Here is a 15,111-nt window from a genome sequence, read left to right on the forward strand (position 1 = left end):
CTGAGCTGCCTGCTTGTCAGCTGCTCAGGGGCCGTTTCTCGTCGTAGGTCAGCGTGGAGCGATCCAGGTCGCGCGGGCGGCGGCGACGAGCGTGCCGTCCACCTCGTAGATGGCGCTCTGGCCGTACATCTTGCGCCCGTCGCGGCCGGTCGGGCGGGCCACCACGGAGTAGCGGCCGCCGGGGTGGACCGGGCGGTGGATCTGCACCGCGAGCCGTCCGAGCAGCGCGGACTCGCCGGGGCCGAAGTGGGCCCAGCCGGTGATGCAGTCGAGCACCGCGCCCACGATCGACGCGGGCACCCCGTCCTCGCCCGTCACCGTGAACGGCACCCGCCAGCCGGCCGCCACCAGGTCCGTGCCCTCCACCGGGCCGGGGAAGATGCGCAGGCCGTCACCTGGCTCGCGCAGGCCGCAGGCGAAGCACTCGGCGAACGGGTGCGCCTTCAGGCCCACGAACCCGGCCTCGGCGCGCGCGGCGTCGTTGAACGGCACGAACCCGGGACCCTCCAGGTCCTCGGCCACGGGGATGGCCTCGACCAGCAGCTTGTCGCCGTCCGAGAGGGACACGGAGTTGGCGACGTGCTCGAGGCGCAGCTCGGTCTCCAAGGGCGTGGGCGCGTGCAGCGTGACCTCGACGGCTGATCGACCACCGTTCAGCGCCTCCGCCATGGTGCCCGCTATCCAGCCGCCGTTGGCGACTCCCGCGGGGCCCCGGAAACGCTGCGGAACGGTCAACACGGTCTGCAGGGCAGCCGTCGTCATGCCACAACCTCCAATATCGCCACATGTGGCGAGAAGTCCGGAAACATCAAAAGAAGCAGGCCGATTTTACTGGACTCCCGGTTTCGCCAGATCTCGGGGGCCCTGAGGCTGATCGGCACCACGCATAACGCCTCGAGGGGGTCCGAAACTTCCCACCCGCCCTCGACCGGCCTGTCACCAGGTGTCTCGAGACGCTATGCACCGCACATCGCCGGGATGTGACTCGGGGGTCAGAAGCAACGAAAATCGGCCTCACTCCGGACTTGCACCTGGAGTGAGGCCGATCAAGGCGTTGTGAGTACCATATCCCGGCTTACCCCACCCCGCGACCGATACTCGGATACGGCCGCCCACCGATGTGCGCGTCTTCGGCCGCGTTCGGGAAGGCTGGAGAACACGGCAGCATGAGAGAGCGAGAGGGTGAACCTGTGCGGGGTGCGAGGTTGGAGTATCCGTCCGGATCCCTGGTCGTCCTGACGGGGCTTCCGGGCGCGGGCAAGACCACCCTGCTGCGACGCCTGTACGGCCTGCAGGGCGTGGAGAGCGTGCCCGTCACCATAGGCACGGTCGCGGTGATCGACTCGTTCCAGTCCAAGCAGCACTGGTACGGGCGGCTCGCCTGGGCCCCGCAGCCGGTGCGCCGCGCCGTGGTCTTCGTCACCCACCTGAGCCGCATCCGCCAGGCGTTGACCCTGGGCCACTCGGTCATCGCGCACAACCGGGGCTGCGGCCCGTACGTGCTGCGCGGTTTCGCCTGGCTGGCCCGCAGGCACCGGGCGGGCTTCCACCTGCTCCTCCTGGACGCGCCGCCGGAGGTGGCGCTGGCGGGGCAGCAGACCAGGGGCCGGGTGGTGGCGCCCAGGACGTTCGCCCGCCATCAGCGCAGGTGGGAGAGCCTGCTGACCAGGGTGAAGGGCGGCGATCCCGCCCCCGCCTCCGGCGCGTACATCATGGACCGGGCGGGGGCGGACGTGCTGCAGGAGATCGTGTTCGACGAGAGAAGCGCGAACGCTCAGAGCACGGGCAGGTAGCGACCCAGCTCGAACTCGGTGACGTGGCGGCGGTATTCGCGCCACTCCGCGCGCTTGTTGCGCAGGAAGAAATCGAAGACGTGCTCCCCCAGCGTCTCGGCCACCAGCTCGCTGCGCTCCATGACCTCGATCGCGTCGTTGAGCGAGCCGGGCAGCGGCTGGATGCCGAGGGCGCGCCGCTCGGCGCTGGTCAGCGTCCAGACGTTGTCCTCGGCCGCGGCGGGCAGCTCGTAGCCCTCCTCGATGCCCTTGAGGCCGGCCGCCAGGATCAGCGCGAAGGCGAGGTACGGGTTGCACGCCGAGTCGAGCGACCTGAACTCGATGCGCGTCGAGCCGCCCTTGTGCGGCTTGTACATCGGCACCCTGACCAGGGCGGAGCGGTTGTTGTGGCCCCAGCACACGTAGGAGGGCGCCTCGCCGCCCTGGCCCGCGATGGCCTCGGCCCCGCCCCAGAGCCGCTTGTAGGAGTTGACCCACTGGTTGGTGATGGCGGTGATCTCGGCGGCGTGCCTGAGCAGCCCGGCGATGAACGACCGGCCGATCTTGGAGAGCTGGTATTCGGCCCCGGCCTCGTAGAAGGCGTTCCTGTCGCCCTCGAACAGCGACATGTGCGTGTGCATGCCGGAGCCCGGGTGCTCCGTGAACGGCTTGGGCATGAACGAGGCCCAGATGCCCTGCTCCAGGGCGACCTCCTTCATGACCAGGCGGAAGGTCATGATGTTGTCGGCCGTGGTGAGCGCGTCGGCGTAGCGCAGGTCGATCTCCTGCTGCCCGGGCGCGCCCTCGTGGTGGCTGAACTCGACGGAGATGCCCATCGACTCCAGCATCATGATCGCCTGGCGGCGGAAGTCATGGCCGGAGCTGTGCGGCGTGTGGTCGAAGTAGCCGCCGGAGTCGATCGGCTCGGGCCGCCGGCCGGGCTCGGGCCGGCTCTTCAGCAGGAAGAACTCGATCTCCGGGTGGGTGTAGAACGTGAAGCCCATGTCGGCGCACTTGGCGAGCGTGCGCTTGAGCACCCAGCGCGGGTCGGCGTGCGACGGCGAGCCGTCCGGCATGAGGATGTCGCAGAAGATGCGCGCCGCGCCGGGCGTCTCGCTGCGCCAGGGCAGGATCTGGAACGAGGACGGGTCGGGCTTGGCGAGCATGTCGGACTCGTAGACGCGGGCGAAGCCCTCGATGGCCGAGCCGTCGAACCCTATGCCCTCGGCGAACGCACCCTCCAGCTCGGCCGGGGCGATCGCCACTGATTTGAGGAAGCCGAGCACGTCAGTGAACCAGAGCCGGATGAACCGGATGTCGCGTTCCTCGAGCGTGCGGAGCACGAACTCCTGCTGGCGGTCCACAGCGTCCCCTCTATCTGACAGTACGGGTCTATGCACCAGCATGCCGTGTCCGTGTTTCACACACGTTACGGGGGGCGCCGGTGCGAGCCTCGCTGACAAAGCCCCCCGCCCCGACTTAATGTGATCACGCATTCAGTCTCGGGGGAGGCATTGGTGGCCATCGACCTGCTCAATCACAAGCTCGATCGGGCATTCGACCACATCGACGCGAGCGGCAACGGCGTCGTGGAGCGTGAGGACCTGCTGGGGCTCGGCGCCCGCATCCTGGTGGGCTTCGGGGAGTCCCCCACCTCGCTCCCCGGGGCCAGCCTCGTCGACAGCTTCGGCGGGATCTGGGCCACGCTGTCGCAGACGCTCGAGCGCGACCCCGACTTCACCATCTCGCGGCTGGACTTCCGTACCGGGATGATCGCGGCGTTCGTCATGGGCGACCGGTATGACGCGGTGTTCCGGCCGGCCACGGTGGCGGTGGCGGAGCTGTGCGACGGCGACCGGGACGGCGAGATCGGCCCCGGCGAGTTCCGCACGATGCTGAGCGCGTTCGGCGTCGCCTACGACGACGTGGACGAGGCGTTCGACCGGCTCGACCGGACGGGCAGGGGCAGGCTCACCGTGGACGAGCTGGTCCTGGCCGCCTCCGACTACTACCGCAGCGACGATCCGAACGCCGCGGGCAACTGGCTTTTCGGCCCCCTGTGAAGAGCCCTGTGAAAGCCCGGTGAAGATCCCTGTGAATACGTCCGTGAACACCACCACGAGCACCACCGTGTTCGCCACCATGGTCGCCAACGCGCGCACCGCGCTCCGTTCCGCCCTGACCTCGATGCTGCCGCTGCCGCGCAGGGGCGGCTCGGCGGCGCTGGCGCTGCTGCCGCTCACCGAGCGGGTGCCCGCGATGGCGGCTCCGTGCAGGATGCACCCGGCCGTGTACGCGATCGAGGCCGCGGTCATCGACTGGGCCAGGAGGACCGGGCTGCGCGCCGCGCCCGGCGTGGGCTACCACCGGATGGCGGGCCGGGCGTTCGCCGAGTTCGACGCGGCCGCGGCGGCGCTGTTCGCGCAGTGGCTGACGTGGCTGTTCCACCTGGACGACGAGCTGGACGAGGGGTCGTGCCCGCTGGACATCTTCGACGGCATGCTCAAGGGCGCGGCGCGGCATCCGTTGGAGGCGGCGTTCGCGGACCTGTGGCGGGTGACGAGCGCGCGGATGAGCGACCGGTGGCGGGCCAGGTTCGCGGTGGGGCTGCGGCGCCAGCACGACGCCTGCCGTACCGAGGCCGACAACAGGGCGGCGGGCCGGATGCCGACGCTGGAGGAGTATCCGGCGCTGCGCAGGGGCACGGTGGGGCCGTACCTCTATGACCTGGTGGAGCCGTGCCTGCGGGTCGAGGTGCCGGCGTGGGTGCATGAGGGCGAGCCGTGGCAGCAGCTCGTGAGCGCGTGCAGTGACATCACGGCGTGGTGCAACGACGTGGCCTCGCGGCCGAAGGAGCGCGGCGACGTGCACAACTTCGTCGTGCTCGCGATGCGCCAGCTCGGGCTGGGCGAGCGCGAGGCGACGGCCTGGGTGCTCGACCGGATCGCCGCGCGCTGCCAGGACATGCAGAAGGCCGCCAGGCGGCTGCCGCTGGAGGACCTGGAGCCGAAGGAGGCGCGGGACGTCAGCAAGGTCGCGTGCGCGTACCTGGCGGCGCCGCGCGCCCACCTCGACTGGCTCCTGGAGTCCAAGCGTTACGCCTGACTCGCCAGGGTGTCTCCTATGGGGGTGCGGCGGTAGACGACCTGCTTGCCGACCCGCATCCCCACCGCGAGCCCGCCGCCGCTGAGCACGCCGAGGTGCTGGCTGACCGCGCCGGGCGTGAGCGACATGCGCGCGGCCAGGGCGGAGGTGGTGGCCGGCTCGGCGAGCGCGAGCAGGATCTGCGCCCTGCTCCTGCCGATCAGCGCGGAGAGCCCGCCGGGCGCGGGCGGCGGCCCCTGCTCCCACAGCGTGCCCACGCCGAGCACGGGGTAGATCAGCGTCGACTGGTACGGCGCCGTCATCACCGCCACGGCCTGTCCCCAGAACGCGCTGGGCACCAGCACCAGCCCGTCGCCGTGCAGGCCGCCCGCCTCGCACCACGGCCGGTCGATGAGCAGCCGCTCCCCCGTCCACACCACGGCCGGATCGAGCGCGGCGAACAGCTCGTGCGCCCCGCCCTGGGCGAGCTGGCGCGAGCGGCGCAGCACGTCCCGCTCCAGCAGCCCGTAGACGCGTGGCCAGAACTCCGCGAAGCACCTCTCCCAGTACGCCTCCAGCGTGTCGGCCACCCTGGCCACGCCTGCCTCGGGGTCGGCCATGAACCGCTCGATCACCGCCCGGTCGGTCCCCTTGATCTTCGCCGCCTCCCGGCGGGCCAGCTCGGGGGGTGCTCGCCTGACCCGGTCGAGCTCGGCGGCGAACTCCGGCATCGGCGTGTCGGGGGGCGGCGTGATGAAGTCGGCGATGTAGCCGGTCAGGGGCACGAGCGCGAACAGCTCGGACAGGTCGAGCCCAGCGAGGCGGGGGCGCACGGCCTTGAGCCACGGCAGGTGGATCGAGTGCCGCGACGGCCGCTGAAGGGTCCGCAGGCTGGCGACCAGCTCCCACATCGGCGAGAACGCGAACCGGATCCGGGCCACGTCGTCCGGCCTCAGCACCCACGAGATGGACATGCTTTTAGCGTGCACTAAATCGTTCGCCCCGACAAACCCCCGAATATCACGCTTTATGGCGTGACGAGCGCAACTGTTGAGCGATCCGCCTTCCTGCGATCCAAGCTGGGCGGGCTGCCCCGCCCGTTCTGGGCCCTGTGGGGCGGCACGCTGGTGAACCGCCTGGGCACCATGGTCATGCCCTTCACCGGCGTCTACCTGACGCAGGCCCGCGGCCTGTCGGTGACGGCCGCGGGCCTGGTGATGGGCCTGTTCGGCGCGGGCTCGCTGCTCTCGCAGCTGCTCGCTGGGGTGCTCGCGGACCGGATCGGGCGCCGGGCCACGCTGTCGGGCGGCATGCTGGCCACGGCCGCGACCATGCTGGCGCTCGGCTACAGCACCTCGCTGCCCGCGATCGTGGCCTCGATGTTCGTGCTCGGGCTGGTGATCGACGTCTACAGGCCCGCCTCGAACGCCCTGGTGGCGGACCTGGTCTCGCCGGAGGAGCGGCCCCGGGCGTACGGGCTGCTGTTCTGGGCGATCAACCTCGGGTACGCGGTCGGCATGACGGCCGGGGGCTGGCTCGCGGGGCTGGGGTTCGTCTGGCTGTTCTGGATCGACGCGGTGTCGAGCGTGATCTTCGCCGTGCTGGTGTGGCGGGCCGTCCCGGAGACCAGACCGGCGGTCCAGCAGTCCGCCGGCGGGTTCGGCGTGGTGCTGCGGGACCGGCTGATGGTGGGCTACACGCTGGTGACCCTGGGCGTGGCGCTGGTCTACTCGCAGACGATGACCATGCTGCCGGTGGCGATGACGAAGGTCGTGGGGCTGTCGCCGGGGCAGTTCGGGCTGGCCATGGCGCTGAACGGCGTGCTGATCGTCATCGTCCAGCCGCTGGTGTCGGGGTGGCTGGGACGCAGGGACGCCCCTCGTACCTTCGCGGTGGGGGTGGCGGTGATGGCGCTCGGGTTCGCCATGACCGCGTTCGTCCACGACACGTTCGGGCTGGCGGTGACGATCGCCGTGTGGACGGCCGGCGAGGTCATCCAGGCCGGCATCGCCGGCACGATGGTGGCCGCGCTCGCCCCGGCCGAGCTGCGGGGGCGGTACTCGGGGCTGTTCGGGTTCGCGTGGTCGCTGGCCGCGGTGCTGGCGCCGCTGCTCGGCGGACCGCTGCTGGCGGTCGGGACGTGGGCGCTGTGGTTCACGATCGGCGGGGTGGGGCTGGTGTCGGCGGCGGGCATACTGCTGCTCGGACCGGCCATCAGACGCCGCTGATCACGGACGGCCGCGCGCCGGGCGGCGGCCAGCGGGCCCGGGGCGGCCGCGCCGGGCCCGCCGGCCATGGGGAGAATTCGCCATGTACCCGCGCACCTTCTCCCTCTAAAGTTACGCCTGACATGCTGACCTTCACCGCGCTCGGACCGTTCCAGGCCTGGTCCGACGGCTCCGACCTCGACCTCGGCGGCCAGCGGCAGCGGGCGGTGCTCGCGCGCCTGCTCGTCGCCGGCGGCCGCGCCGTGCCCGTGAGCACGCTCATCGACGAGCTCTGGCCGGGCGGGCCGCCCGCGCAGGCCCTGTCCACCATCCAGGGGTACGTCTCCCGCCTGCGCCGGGCGCTCGAGCCCGATCGCGCGCCCCGCGAGGAGGCCCGCGTGCTCGTCTCCGCGCCGCCCGGTTACGCGCTGCGCGCCGGGACGGACCAGGTGGACACGTGGCGGTTCGAGAGCCTGGTGAAGTCCGCCGGGACGCCGGCGCAGGTGTGGGCGGCCATGGACAGCGCGCTGGGGCTGTGGCGGGGGCCGGCGCTGGCCGAGTTCGGGGAGCTGAGCTGGGCCGCGACGGAGGCGGGCAGGCTGGAGGAGCTGCGGCTCATCGCCGTCGAGCGCCGGGCGGACGCCGGTCTCGCGCTGGGCAGGGCGACGTCGCTGGTGGCCGACCTGGAGGCGCACGCGTCGGCGTACCCGCTGCGGGAGGAGGCGTGGCGGCTGCTCGCGGTGGCCCTGTACCGGCTGGGACGCCAGGGGGACGCGCTGGCGGCGCTGCGCAGGGCGCGCGCGACCTGGCGCGAGGAGCTGGGCCTCGACCTGTCGGCCGCGCTGCAGGTCCTGGAGGCCGACATGCTCGCCCAGCGCCTGGAGACACCGCCTCCGCCGGCACCGGAGAAGTCGGGCGCAGCGAAGTCGGGCGCAGGGAAATTGGGCGCAGGGGAACCGGACGCGGGGGAACCGGACGCGGAGGACCCGGACGCGGAGGACCCGGGCACCGCGCCGCTGCGCGTGCTCGTGGCCGACGACCAGGCGCTCGTACGGGCCGGTGTGCGGGCGATGCTGGCCGGGGAGCCCGGGGTCACCCTGGCCGGCGAGGCAGCCGACGGCGAGGAGGCGATCGCGCGGGTGGCCGGGACCCGTCCGGACGTGGTCCTGCTCGACATCCAGATGCCGCGCCTCGACGGGCTGGCCGCCGCCCGCCGGATCCTGGCGGAGGACCGGCCGCCCAAAGTGATCATGATGACCACGTTCGGCAGCGACGAGAACCTGTACGCGGCGTTGCGAGCGGGAGTGAGCGGATTCGTGCTGAAGACGTCGGCTCCCGAGCAGTTCCTGGCCGCGATCAGGGCGGCGGCGGCCGGGGACGCGCTCATCGACCCGACGATCACCACCCGGCTGATCGCGTCGTTCGCCGGGCGCACCGACCCGGCCGCTCCCCCGGCGCTGGCCGGGCTCTCCGACTCCCAGCTCGACGTGCTGAAACTCGTCGCGCGCGGCCTGACGAACCAGCAGATCGGCCACACGCTCTCGTTGCCCGAGGAGGAGGTGGCCGTCATGGTCAAGTCGCTCCTGGAGCACCTCGGGCTGTTCGACCGGGCGCAGCTGGTCATGGCCGCGTACGAGTCAGGTTTGGTGACACCGGGAGAAAAGACTTCCTTTTCGTCGCTTTGACGATAAAAATCGCGCCGTACTAGGCTTGGCGGCGTGGCCCAACTGCGCATAGCCCTCGCACAGACGAACCCGACCGTCGGCGACCTTGACTCCAACGCCGACCGGCTGATCACGTGGACCCGTGATGCCGCCGCGCGCGGAGCCCATCTCGTGGTCTTCACCGAGATGTTCCTCACCGGCTATCCCGTGGAGGACCTCGTGCTGCGTACGTCCTTCGTGGACGCCAGCATCCGCACCCTGGAGGAGGTGGCGCGCCGGCTGGAGCGGGAGGGTCTGGGAGACCTGCCCGTGGTCGTCGGCTACGTCGACCGCGCGGGCCTGGCCCCCCGGGTCGGCCAGCCGAAGGGCGCCTCGCTGGACGCTGCCGCGCTGCTGCACAGGGGCGAGGTGGTCACCCGGACGGCCAAGCACCATCTGCCCAACTACGGAGTGTTCGACGAGTACCGCTACTTCGTGCGCGGCGACCGGCTGCCGATCTTCCGGCTGCACGGCGTGGACGTGGCGATCGCGGTCTGCGAGGATCTCTGGCAGGAGGGCGGCCCCGTGTCCGTCGTGGGGCAGGCCGGCGCCGGGCTGCTGGTCGTGCCGAACGCGTCGCCGTACGAGAAGGAGAAGGACGACGTACGCCTGGAGCTGTGCGAGCGCCGGGCGCGTGAGGCGGGCTGCGCGCTCGTCTACGTGAACCAGGTCGGCGGGCAGGACGAACTGGTCTTCGACGGCGACTCCATCGTGGTGGACGGCTCGGGCTCGCTGGTGGCGCGGGCGGGCCAGTTCAGGGAGGAGCTGCTGGTCGTGGACCTGGACCTGCCCGTCTCCGACGCGGAGACCGGCACGTTCCCGTACGACGCGAGCGACGGCACCACCATCACGGTGGACCGCACGGTGCTGTCGGACACCCCCGTGGAGCCCTATGAGCCGGCCCCCGCGACGATCGCCGAGCGCCTGGACCTGCACGCCGAGGTCTACTCGGCCCTGGTCCTGGCCGTGCGGGACTATGTGGCCAAGAACGGCTTCCAGTCGGTCATCCTCGGCCTGTCCGGCGGCATCGACTCGGCGCTGACGGCCACCATCGCCTCGGACGCCATCGGCCCGTCGCGCGTCAACGTGGTGCTCATGCCGTCGCGCTACTCCTCGGACCACTCGCTGGCGGACGCGGAGGAGCTGGTCCGCAGGCAGGGCGTGACCTCGGAGGTCGTCCCGATCGCCGACATCGTCGACGCCTTCGAGAAGGAGATCGACCTCTCCGGCCTGGCCGCGGAGAACCTCCAGGCGAGGGTACGCGGCATGATCCTCATGGGCCTGTCCAACCAGCACGGCCACCTGGTGCTGACGACGGGCAACAAGAGCGAGCTCGCGACCGGCTATTCGACGTTGTACGGCGACTCGGCCGGCGGCTTCGCCCCCATCAAGGACGTGCCGAAGACCATGGTCTGGGACCTGTCCAGGTGGCGCAACGCCAACTCGCTCCCCGAGTTCCTGCTCGAGGCGAAGGCCCCCATCCCCGAGAACTCCATCGTCAAGGAGCCGAGCGCCGAGCTCCGCCCCGACCAGCGGGACACGGACTCGCTACCGCCGTACGAGGTCCTCGACCGCCTGCTGGACGACTACGTGGAGAAGGACATGGGCTCGCAGGAGCTCATCGCGGCGGGCCACGATCCGGCGCTGGTCACGAGGGTCATCAGGCTGGTGGACCTGGCCGAGTACAAGCGCCGCCAGTACCCGCCCGGCCCCAAGATCACGCCGAAGAACTTCGGCCGCGACCGCCGCCTGCCCATCACCAACAGGTGGCGCGAGACCACCGGTCAGGCCTGACGGTTGTGAGTGTGGAGCTGCTCCGCGTCGAGCTGGGCGTCATCTGGCGGCTCGACGAGCGGGGCCGCCTGCCGGGGCCGGAGGACCTGGTGATCGGCGTGGCGGCCGACGGCATGACCGCGGCGGTGTCCGGGCACGTGCCCGGCCCGCTCGCCGCGCGCCTCCTCGACCTCGTCTCCCAGGGCGTCCCGTCGCCTCCCGGCCACCCGCCGGACGTCCTGGCGCGGTGCCGCGAGCTCCTCGGCGACGATCACGCGGTGTCCGGAGGGCCGAGCTACCTGGTGCGCCCGCCGGTCCGCTTCGAGGTGCCCGCCGAGGTCCTCAGGTCGGACGATCCGGCGCACGTGGAGCGCGTACGCCCGCTGCGGCCCTCCACCTGGGAGCCCGGCGAATGGGACGCGCTCGTCGGCGGCGGTGAGGGGGCGCCGTGGGCGATGATCGTCGAGGACGGGCAGGTGGCCGCGGTCTGCCACAGCGCGCGCCTGACCCCCGAGGGCGCCGAGGCGGGCACCTGGACGTCGCCCGCCTTCCGGGGGCGCGGGTACGCCGCGGCGACCACCGCCGTGTGGGCCGGCCTCCTGCCGGACCTCCCCCTCTTCTACAGCACCGGTGCCGACAACCGCTCCTCGCAGCGGGTGGCCGGGCGGCTCGGGCTCCGTCCCCTCGGCTGGCTCTGGAAGCTCACGCCCTAGCGTGGAGCACCTCCTGCTCCCATCGGTCGCGGGGCTGGGTGTGCAGACGCCAGTAGTGCTCGGCGATGTCGTCCGGGTCGAAGTCCGTGCCCGGCGCGACGGGCCCGGCCACGGTGACGCTCGCCACGTGCACGCCGGACGGCCCGTACTCCTGGTCGAGCAGCTTCACCAGCGTCCGCACGCCCGCCTTGCCGAGCGACAGGCTGGCGTACGCGGCCTTGGGCTCGGGCATCCCGCCGGTGACGAGGAACGACCCGCTGCCGCGCCGGGCCATCGCGGGCGCCACGTGCGCGGCCGCGACCATGGCCCCCACCACGTTCACCGCCCAGGCGTCGAGCTGGGCCCGCACGCTCACCTCGCCCGGCGTGTCGGGGCGGATGATCGCGGCGTTGTAGACCACGACATCCGGCGTGCCCAGTTCGGCGGAGACCGCGTCGAGTGCCGCCCGCAGCCCGTCCTCGTCGGCGACGTCGGCCTGGTACGTGAGCGCCCCGTCCAGATCGAGTCCCGTGCCGGTACGCGAGACGAGGGCGACCGGCAACCCTTCCCGCGCGAACCGGCGGGCGACGGACCGGCCGATTCCCGGCCCCGCTCCGATGATCACAACTCCAGGCATCATCGGCTCCTTTCCGTTGTTCGATCGCAAGCTAAGGCGTCACATCGATTTGACTGCTCCCCCGCGCCTGAAGGCGGGGGACTCCTGGCTCACGCTGCCTGACGGTCCTGCGGACTGTCGGGTCTTACGCGATCGGCACCAGCCGGGTTCAGACCAGCCCGGACCAGCATCACATGGGCGGAGTTCTTGTCCCTTGGCCGGGATGTTCCGCACGAGGTGCAGGTGTAGGTACGTTCGGAAAGAGGTAGTGCGTGCTTGGTTCTCGCTCCGCACGGTGCGCATTCGGTGGTGGTGTGCGCCGGGTGCACGAGCCGGACGTCCCGGCCGTGCTTGCGGCCCATCTCGATCAGGGCGCGCTTGGTGGCGCCGATGGCCGCGTCGGCGGCCTTGCGCGCCATGGTCGACTTGGCCAGGAACTTCGGCTTGAAGTCTTCCACCGCGAGCGCGTCATGATCGCGCACGACGCGTTTGGCCCACTTGCGGCCGGTGTCTTCCCGCTGCCGGGCGACCTTCTTGTACTGCTTGGCGCGCAGCTTCTTCGCCGCGCGGTAGCCCCGGGAGCCGGGCCGCCCTTTGGCGGGTTTGCGGCGGGCCATCATCTTGTCGTACCGGCCCAGCCTGGCCTGCGCCTTCTTGCCGTACTCCGGGTGCGGCAGGTCATGGTCGTCGCTGGTGGTGGTCGCCGTCTCTGTCACGCCCCAGTCGATACCGATCACCCGCCCCGTCTCCGGCAACAGTTGCACCTGGGCGGGGACGACGAACGAGCAGTACCAGTGGCCGAGGCTGTCGCGGTACACCCGCACCGACGACGGCTCGCCGGGCAGGCCACGCGACCACACCACGCTCAGCACAATCCCGCCCGCCAGGTGCAGACGGCCGTCCTTGATACCGAAGCCGCGCCGGGTGTAGTTGAGACTCGGGTCGGTCAGATCCTTCTTCTTCAAGCGCGGCATCCCGGCCCGCTGCCGGACCGGCAGGCGTTCGGCGATGTCTTTGAGGGCTTTGGCGCGGGATTTGCCGAAGTCCCGGATGATCTGCTGCTGCGGGACGCTGGAGCCCGCACGCAGCCACGGCGTGATCCGGCGGGCCTCGGTCAGCATCTTGTCGAGCTGGGCCGGGCCGCACGTCCGCTTGTCACCCGGATGGGCCCGGTTGTGCAGGTGCACCTGCTTGGACTTGGCGACGCACTCGTTCCAGACCCACCGGCACCGGTCCCACTCGGCCAGCAGGGCGGCGCGGGCGGTGGACGACACCCGAAGCCGGTAGGTATACCGGGCACGCCCGGCACCCTCGGCTACCAGCGGTGGTGTCGTCATGATCGGCCAATCTATCGGAGAGGTACGACAAAATTGAGCCTTCGTCCCAGGTTGAAGCCGCATCGTCTTGGCGGCGATCCGGCTGTCCCTGTCCTGCTTCGCACGAGTTCCGGACTTCTCCCGGCCCTAAAGGACCGGGCTTCCTCCGGAGGTTTCGGTGAAGGTCAAGGAGCGCATGAAGATCGGAGACCGGGCCCAGCGGAATGGGGTGAGCAGGCGGTTGCTCCGTTACTACGAGGAGCAGGGGCTGCTACGCCCGGTGCGGCTGCCCAACGGCTACCGCGAGTACGGCGAGCCGGACGTCGCGGCGGTCCGCCACATCCGCGCGATGCTCGCCGCCGGCCTGCCCACGGCAGTCATCGCCCGCCTGCTGGACTGCGTCCACGATGACGGCGACCGGATCGTGCCGACGGCCTGGCCGGGCATGGTGAGCAACCTGCGCAGGTAGCACCGGCGCATCACCGAGACCATCGAACGCCTCCAGACCTCCCAGCGCGCCCTCGACGCCATGCTCGCCTCCGTCCGTCCGTCCCCGTGATCAGGTGACGTCACAGGGCTTGTCGCCGCGACGTGATCTCTACGACGGACCATCTCGCGCTGACTCGCCGACATGCGGCAGGAACCCAGGCGAACCCGCACGCCCCGCCTCACCTCGGCCTGCGCCCGCTTCCACCAGGTCCGCCGGTTTCACGTCCACCAGCCTCATCAGCAGTTCCCGCGCGATGCAATGGGACAGATCCTCATCGTCGAACCGCATCACCCGGTTGACCGAAAACGGCACCACGGGAGGCAGGTACGGCAAGAACACATCCCCCCCCGCACCCCGAACGGAACGCAACCGCCCACGGTAAAGACGGCCGCATGGCGGCGCAGATGCGAACACTGCGCGATCGCCTCCGGGATGCACGCCCGGCACGTCGGAGGAGCGTTGGTGTAACCGTCACCCGCACCCCCGTAATCCGACGACAACAACCACCAGATACGACCCGTCTCCGCATCCACCGCCGAGCGTGCGCACACCTGACACAGGCCCTTCGCCATGCAGCGCCACTGCCGACGCGTGTTGACCGTCGTGAAGTCCGGCCGCCCCGCCCGCGTCTGCTTCTGCCGCAACCGCAGGACACCCTGGGTATAGTCACCCCGGTGAGGGTCGGCATAGCTCAGCCGCATCCCACCCGCAGCAGGCACCCACACCAGGCGATGGGTCTCGGCCTCCCCCGTCCAGCCGATCACGTACGGGTAGCGGAACGCGGTCCCAGCCGCGCTCTGGTTGAGGCTCATGACGACGCCTCATCTGCGACACGCGGAACCGTCCCATACATCCGCTCATAGCGCTCCTGGCAGAAACCCGCCACGCGCCGCACAGCCGTCTCCATCGCCGAGCACGGACATGACGTGTAGTTCCACGTCCCCTGCTTACTCGTCTGGTGCAGGCACCAGCGGAAACGCCACCCGTACGGACCCCACTCGCACCACACGGCCAGCCCGACCGCCCAGATCCCCACCAGCGCGATGCCCTCGCACTCGCTGATCTGTGACTTGATCCCGTGCCTCTCCAAGCCCTCCGCCAGCGCCCGCGCCAGGCTCCCCGCCGGACTGTCCACCCCAGCCCGCGCCCTCACGCCTTCCTCCCAGCCCCGCCCACGAAATCCACCCTCGCCGCATCGCTCTCGGCGTATGGATCTTCCGCATCTGTCAGGTCAAGGAACGGACCCGCCTCGTAATTTTCCTTCCAACTGAGGAAACAGCCGTACGTACGCGCCACATTCGGCATATTCGGATTAATCGGACGCGGCTTCTTTTTCCCGGGCTGCCGCTTGGCCAGTGGGTCCAACTCTGGCCAGCCATTCGATATGGGGAACATGGCTCGACCGTAGAACCAGGCCAACCACTCTCTCACCCCTGCGAGAGTGCGCAATCACTCGGA

At 70.7% G+C, this 15,111-nt stretch carries 14 protein-coding genes; 8 read left to right on the plus strand and 6 right to left on the minus strand.

Features of this window, described 5'->3' with window-relative positions; all coding sequences use genetic code 11:
- Positions 1-48 precede the first annotated feature (48 nt).
- On the minus strand, positions 49-762 hold the full coding sequence (locus ABD830_RS06380) for a PaaI family thioesterase (RefSeq protein WP_344985450.1): 714 nt from the start codon (positions 760-762) through the stop codon (positions 49-51).
- 443 nt (positions 763-1,205) lie between these two features.
- On the opposite strand from ABD830_RS06380, the gene ABD830_RS06385 reads away from it, so the two are divergent.
- Complete coding sequence (locus ABD830_RS06385) at positions 1,206-1,793, plus strand: AAA family ATPase (protein WP_344985451.1); 588 nt, start codon at positions 1,206-1,208, stop codon at positions 1,791-1,793.
- On the opposite strand, the gene glnA is transcribed toward ABD830_RS06385, so the two are convergent.
- Positions 1,775-3,136: a type I glutamate--ammonia ligase gene (glnA, locus tag ABD830_RS06390; RefSeq protein ID WP_344985453.1), complete on the minus strand. Its 1,362-nt coding sequence runs from the start codon at positions 3,134-3,136 to the stop codon at positions 1,775-1,777. The genes ABD830_RS06385 and glnA overlap by 19 nt on opposite strands.
- Positions 3,137-3,289: 153 nt before the next feature.
- On the opposite strand from glnA, the gene ABD830_RS06395 reads away from it, so the two are divergent.
- Complete coding sequence (locus ABD830_RS06395) at positions 3,290-3,835, plus strand: EF-hand domain-containing protein (protein ID WP_344985455.1); 546 nt, start codon at positions 3,290-3,292, stop codon at positions 3,833-3,835.
- 43 nt (positions 3,836-3,878) lie between these two features.
- The gene (locus tag ABD830_RS06400; RefSeq protein ID WP_344985457.1) at positions 3,879-4,877 is read left to right on the plus strand and encodes a terpene synthase family protein; all 999 of its coding nucleotides are present in this window, start codon (positions 3,879-3,881) and stop codon (positions 4,875-4,877) included.
- On the opposite strand, the gene ABD830_RS06405 is transcribed toward ABD830_RS06400, so the two are convergent.
- On the minus strand, positions 4,868-5,830 hold the full coding sequence (locus tag ABD830_RS06405) for an ArsR/SmtB family transcription factor (protein WP_344985458.1): 963 nt from the start codon (positions 5,828-5,830) through the stop codon (positions 4,868-4,870). The genes ABD830_RS06400 and ABD830_RS06405 overlap by 10 nt on opposite strands.
- A gap of 60 nt (positions 5,831-5,890) precedes the next feature.
- On the opposite strand from ABD830_RS06405, the gene ABD830_RS06410 reads away from it, so the two are divergent.
- The 4 genes from ABD830_RS06410 to ABD830_RS06425 all read left to right on the plus strand — a co-directional run bounded on the left by ABD830_RS06410 (position 5,891) and on the right by ABD830_RS06425 (position 11,252).
- Positions 5,891-7,084, plus strand: coding sequence for an MDR family MFS transporter (locus tag ABD830_RS06410; RefSeq protein WP_344985459.1), 1,194 nt, complete (start codon positions 5,891-5,893; stop codon positions 7,082-7,084).
- 122 nt (positions 7,085-7,206) lie between these two features.
- Positions 7,207-8,748, plus strand: coding sequence for a BTAD domain-containing putative transcriptional regulator (locus tag ABD830_RS06415; protein WP_344985461.1), 1,542 nt, complete (start codon positions 7,207-7,209; stop codon positions 8,746-8,748).
- A gap of 33 nt (positions 8,749-8,781) precedes the next feature.
- Positions 8,782-10,560 carry an NAD+ synthase gene (locus tag ABD830_RS06420; RefSeq protein ID WP_344985462.1) on the plus strand — a complete coding sequence of 593 codons (1,779 nt, stop codon included), beginning with the start codon at positions 8,782-8,784 and terminating at the stop codon, positions 10,558-10,560.
- An 11-nt stretch (positions 10,561-10,571) separates the two neighbouring features.
- On the plus strand, positions 10,572-11,252 hold the full coding sequence (locus ABD830_RS06425) for a GNAT family N-acetyltransferase (protein ID WP_344985463.1): 681 nt from the start codon (positions 10,572-10,574) through the stop codon (positions 11,250-11,252).
- Here the strand turns inward: ABD830_RS06425 and ABD830_RS06430 are convergent.
- Both ABD830_RS06430 and ABD830_RS06435 read right to left on the minus strand, forming a co-directional pair.
- Positions 11,242-11,871, minus strand: a complete 630-nt coding sequence (locus ABD830_RS06430; RefSeq protein ID WP_344985464.1) for an SDR family NAD(P)-dependent oxidoreductase — start codon at positions 11,869-11,871, stop codon at positions 11,242-11,244. The genes ABD830_RS06425 and ABD830_RS06430 overlap by 11 nt on opposite strands.
- An 86-nt stretch (positions 11,872-11,957) precedes the next feature.
- Complete coding sequence (locus ABD830_RS06435; protein WP_344985465.1) at positions 11,958-13,184, minus strand: RNA-guided endonuclease InsQ/TnpB family protein; 1,227 nt, start codon at positions 13,182-13,184, stop codon at positions 11,958-11,960.
- A gap of 175 nt (positions 13,185-13,359) precedes the next feature.
- Here ABD830_RS06435 and ABD830_RS06440 point away from each other — a divergent pair, with 175 nt between their 5' ends.
- The gene (locus ABD830_RS06440) at positions 13,360-13,632 is read left to right on the plus strand and encodes a MerR family transcriptional regulator (RefSeq protein WP_344985466.1); all 273 of its coding nucleotides are present in this window, start codon (positions 13,360-13,362) and stop codon (positions 13,630-13,632) included.
- 829 nt (positions 13,633-14,461) lie between these two features.
- Here ABD830_RS06440 and ABD830_RS06445 read toward each other — a convergent pair.
- Positions 14,462-14,806: a hypothetical protein gene (locus ABD830_RS06445; protein ID WP_344985467.1), complete on the minus strand. Its 345-nt coding sequence runs from the start codon at positions 14,804-14,806 to the stop codon at positions 14,462-14,464.
- Positions 14,807-15,111: the final 305 nt, after the last annotated feature.

It is taken from the genome of Nonomuraea helvata (assembly GCF_039535785.1).
GTDB classification, from domain to species: domain Bacteria; phylum Actinomycetota; class Actinomycetes; order Streptosporangiales; family Streptosporangiaceae; genus Nonomuraea; species Nonomuraea helvata.

Coding starts and splice junctions, on each gene's coding strand:
- ABD830_RS06415 (WP_344985461.1), top strand. CDS start 7,207: ATGCTGACCTTCACCGCGCTCGGACCGTTCCAGGCCTGGTCCGACGGC.
- ABD830_RS06405 (WP_344985458.1), bottom strand. CDS start 5,830: ATGTCCATCTCGTGGGTGCTGAGGCCGGACGACGTGGCCCGGATCCGG.
- ABD830_RS06440 (WP_344985466.1), top strand. CDS start 13,360: ATGAAGATCGGAGACCGGGCCCAGCGGAATGGGGTGAGCAGGCGGTTG.
- ABD830_RS06435 (WP_344985465.1), bottom strand. CDS start 13,184: ATGACGACACCACCGCTGGTAGCCGAGGGTGCCGGGCGTGCCCGGTAT.
- ABD830_RS06380 (WP_344985450.1), bottom strand. CDS start 762: ATGACGACGGCTGCCCTGCAGACCGTGTTGACCGTTCCGCAGCGTTTC.
- ABD830_RS06430 (WP_344985464.1), bottom strand. CDS start 11,871: ATGATGCCTGGAGTTGTGATCATCGGAGCGGGGCCGGGAATCGGCCGG.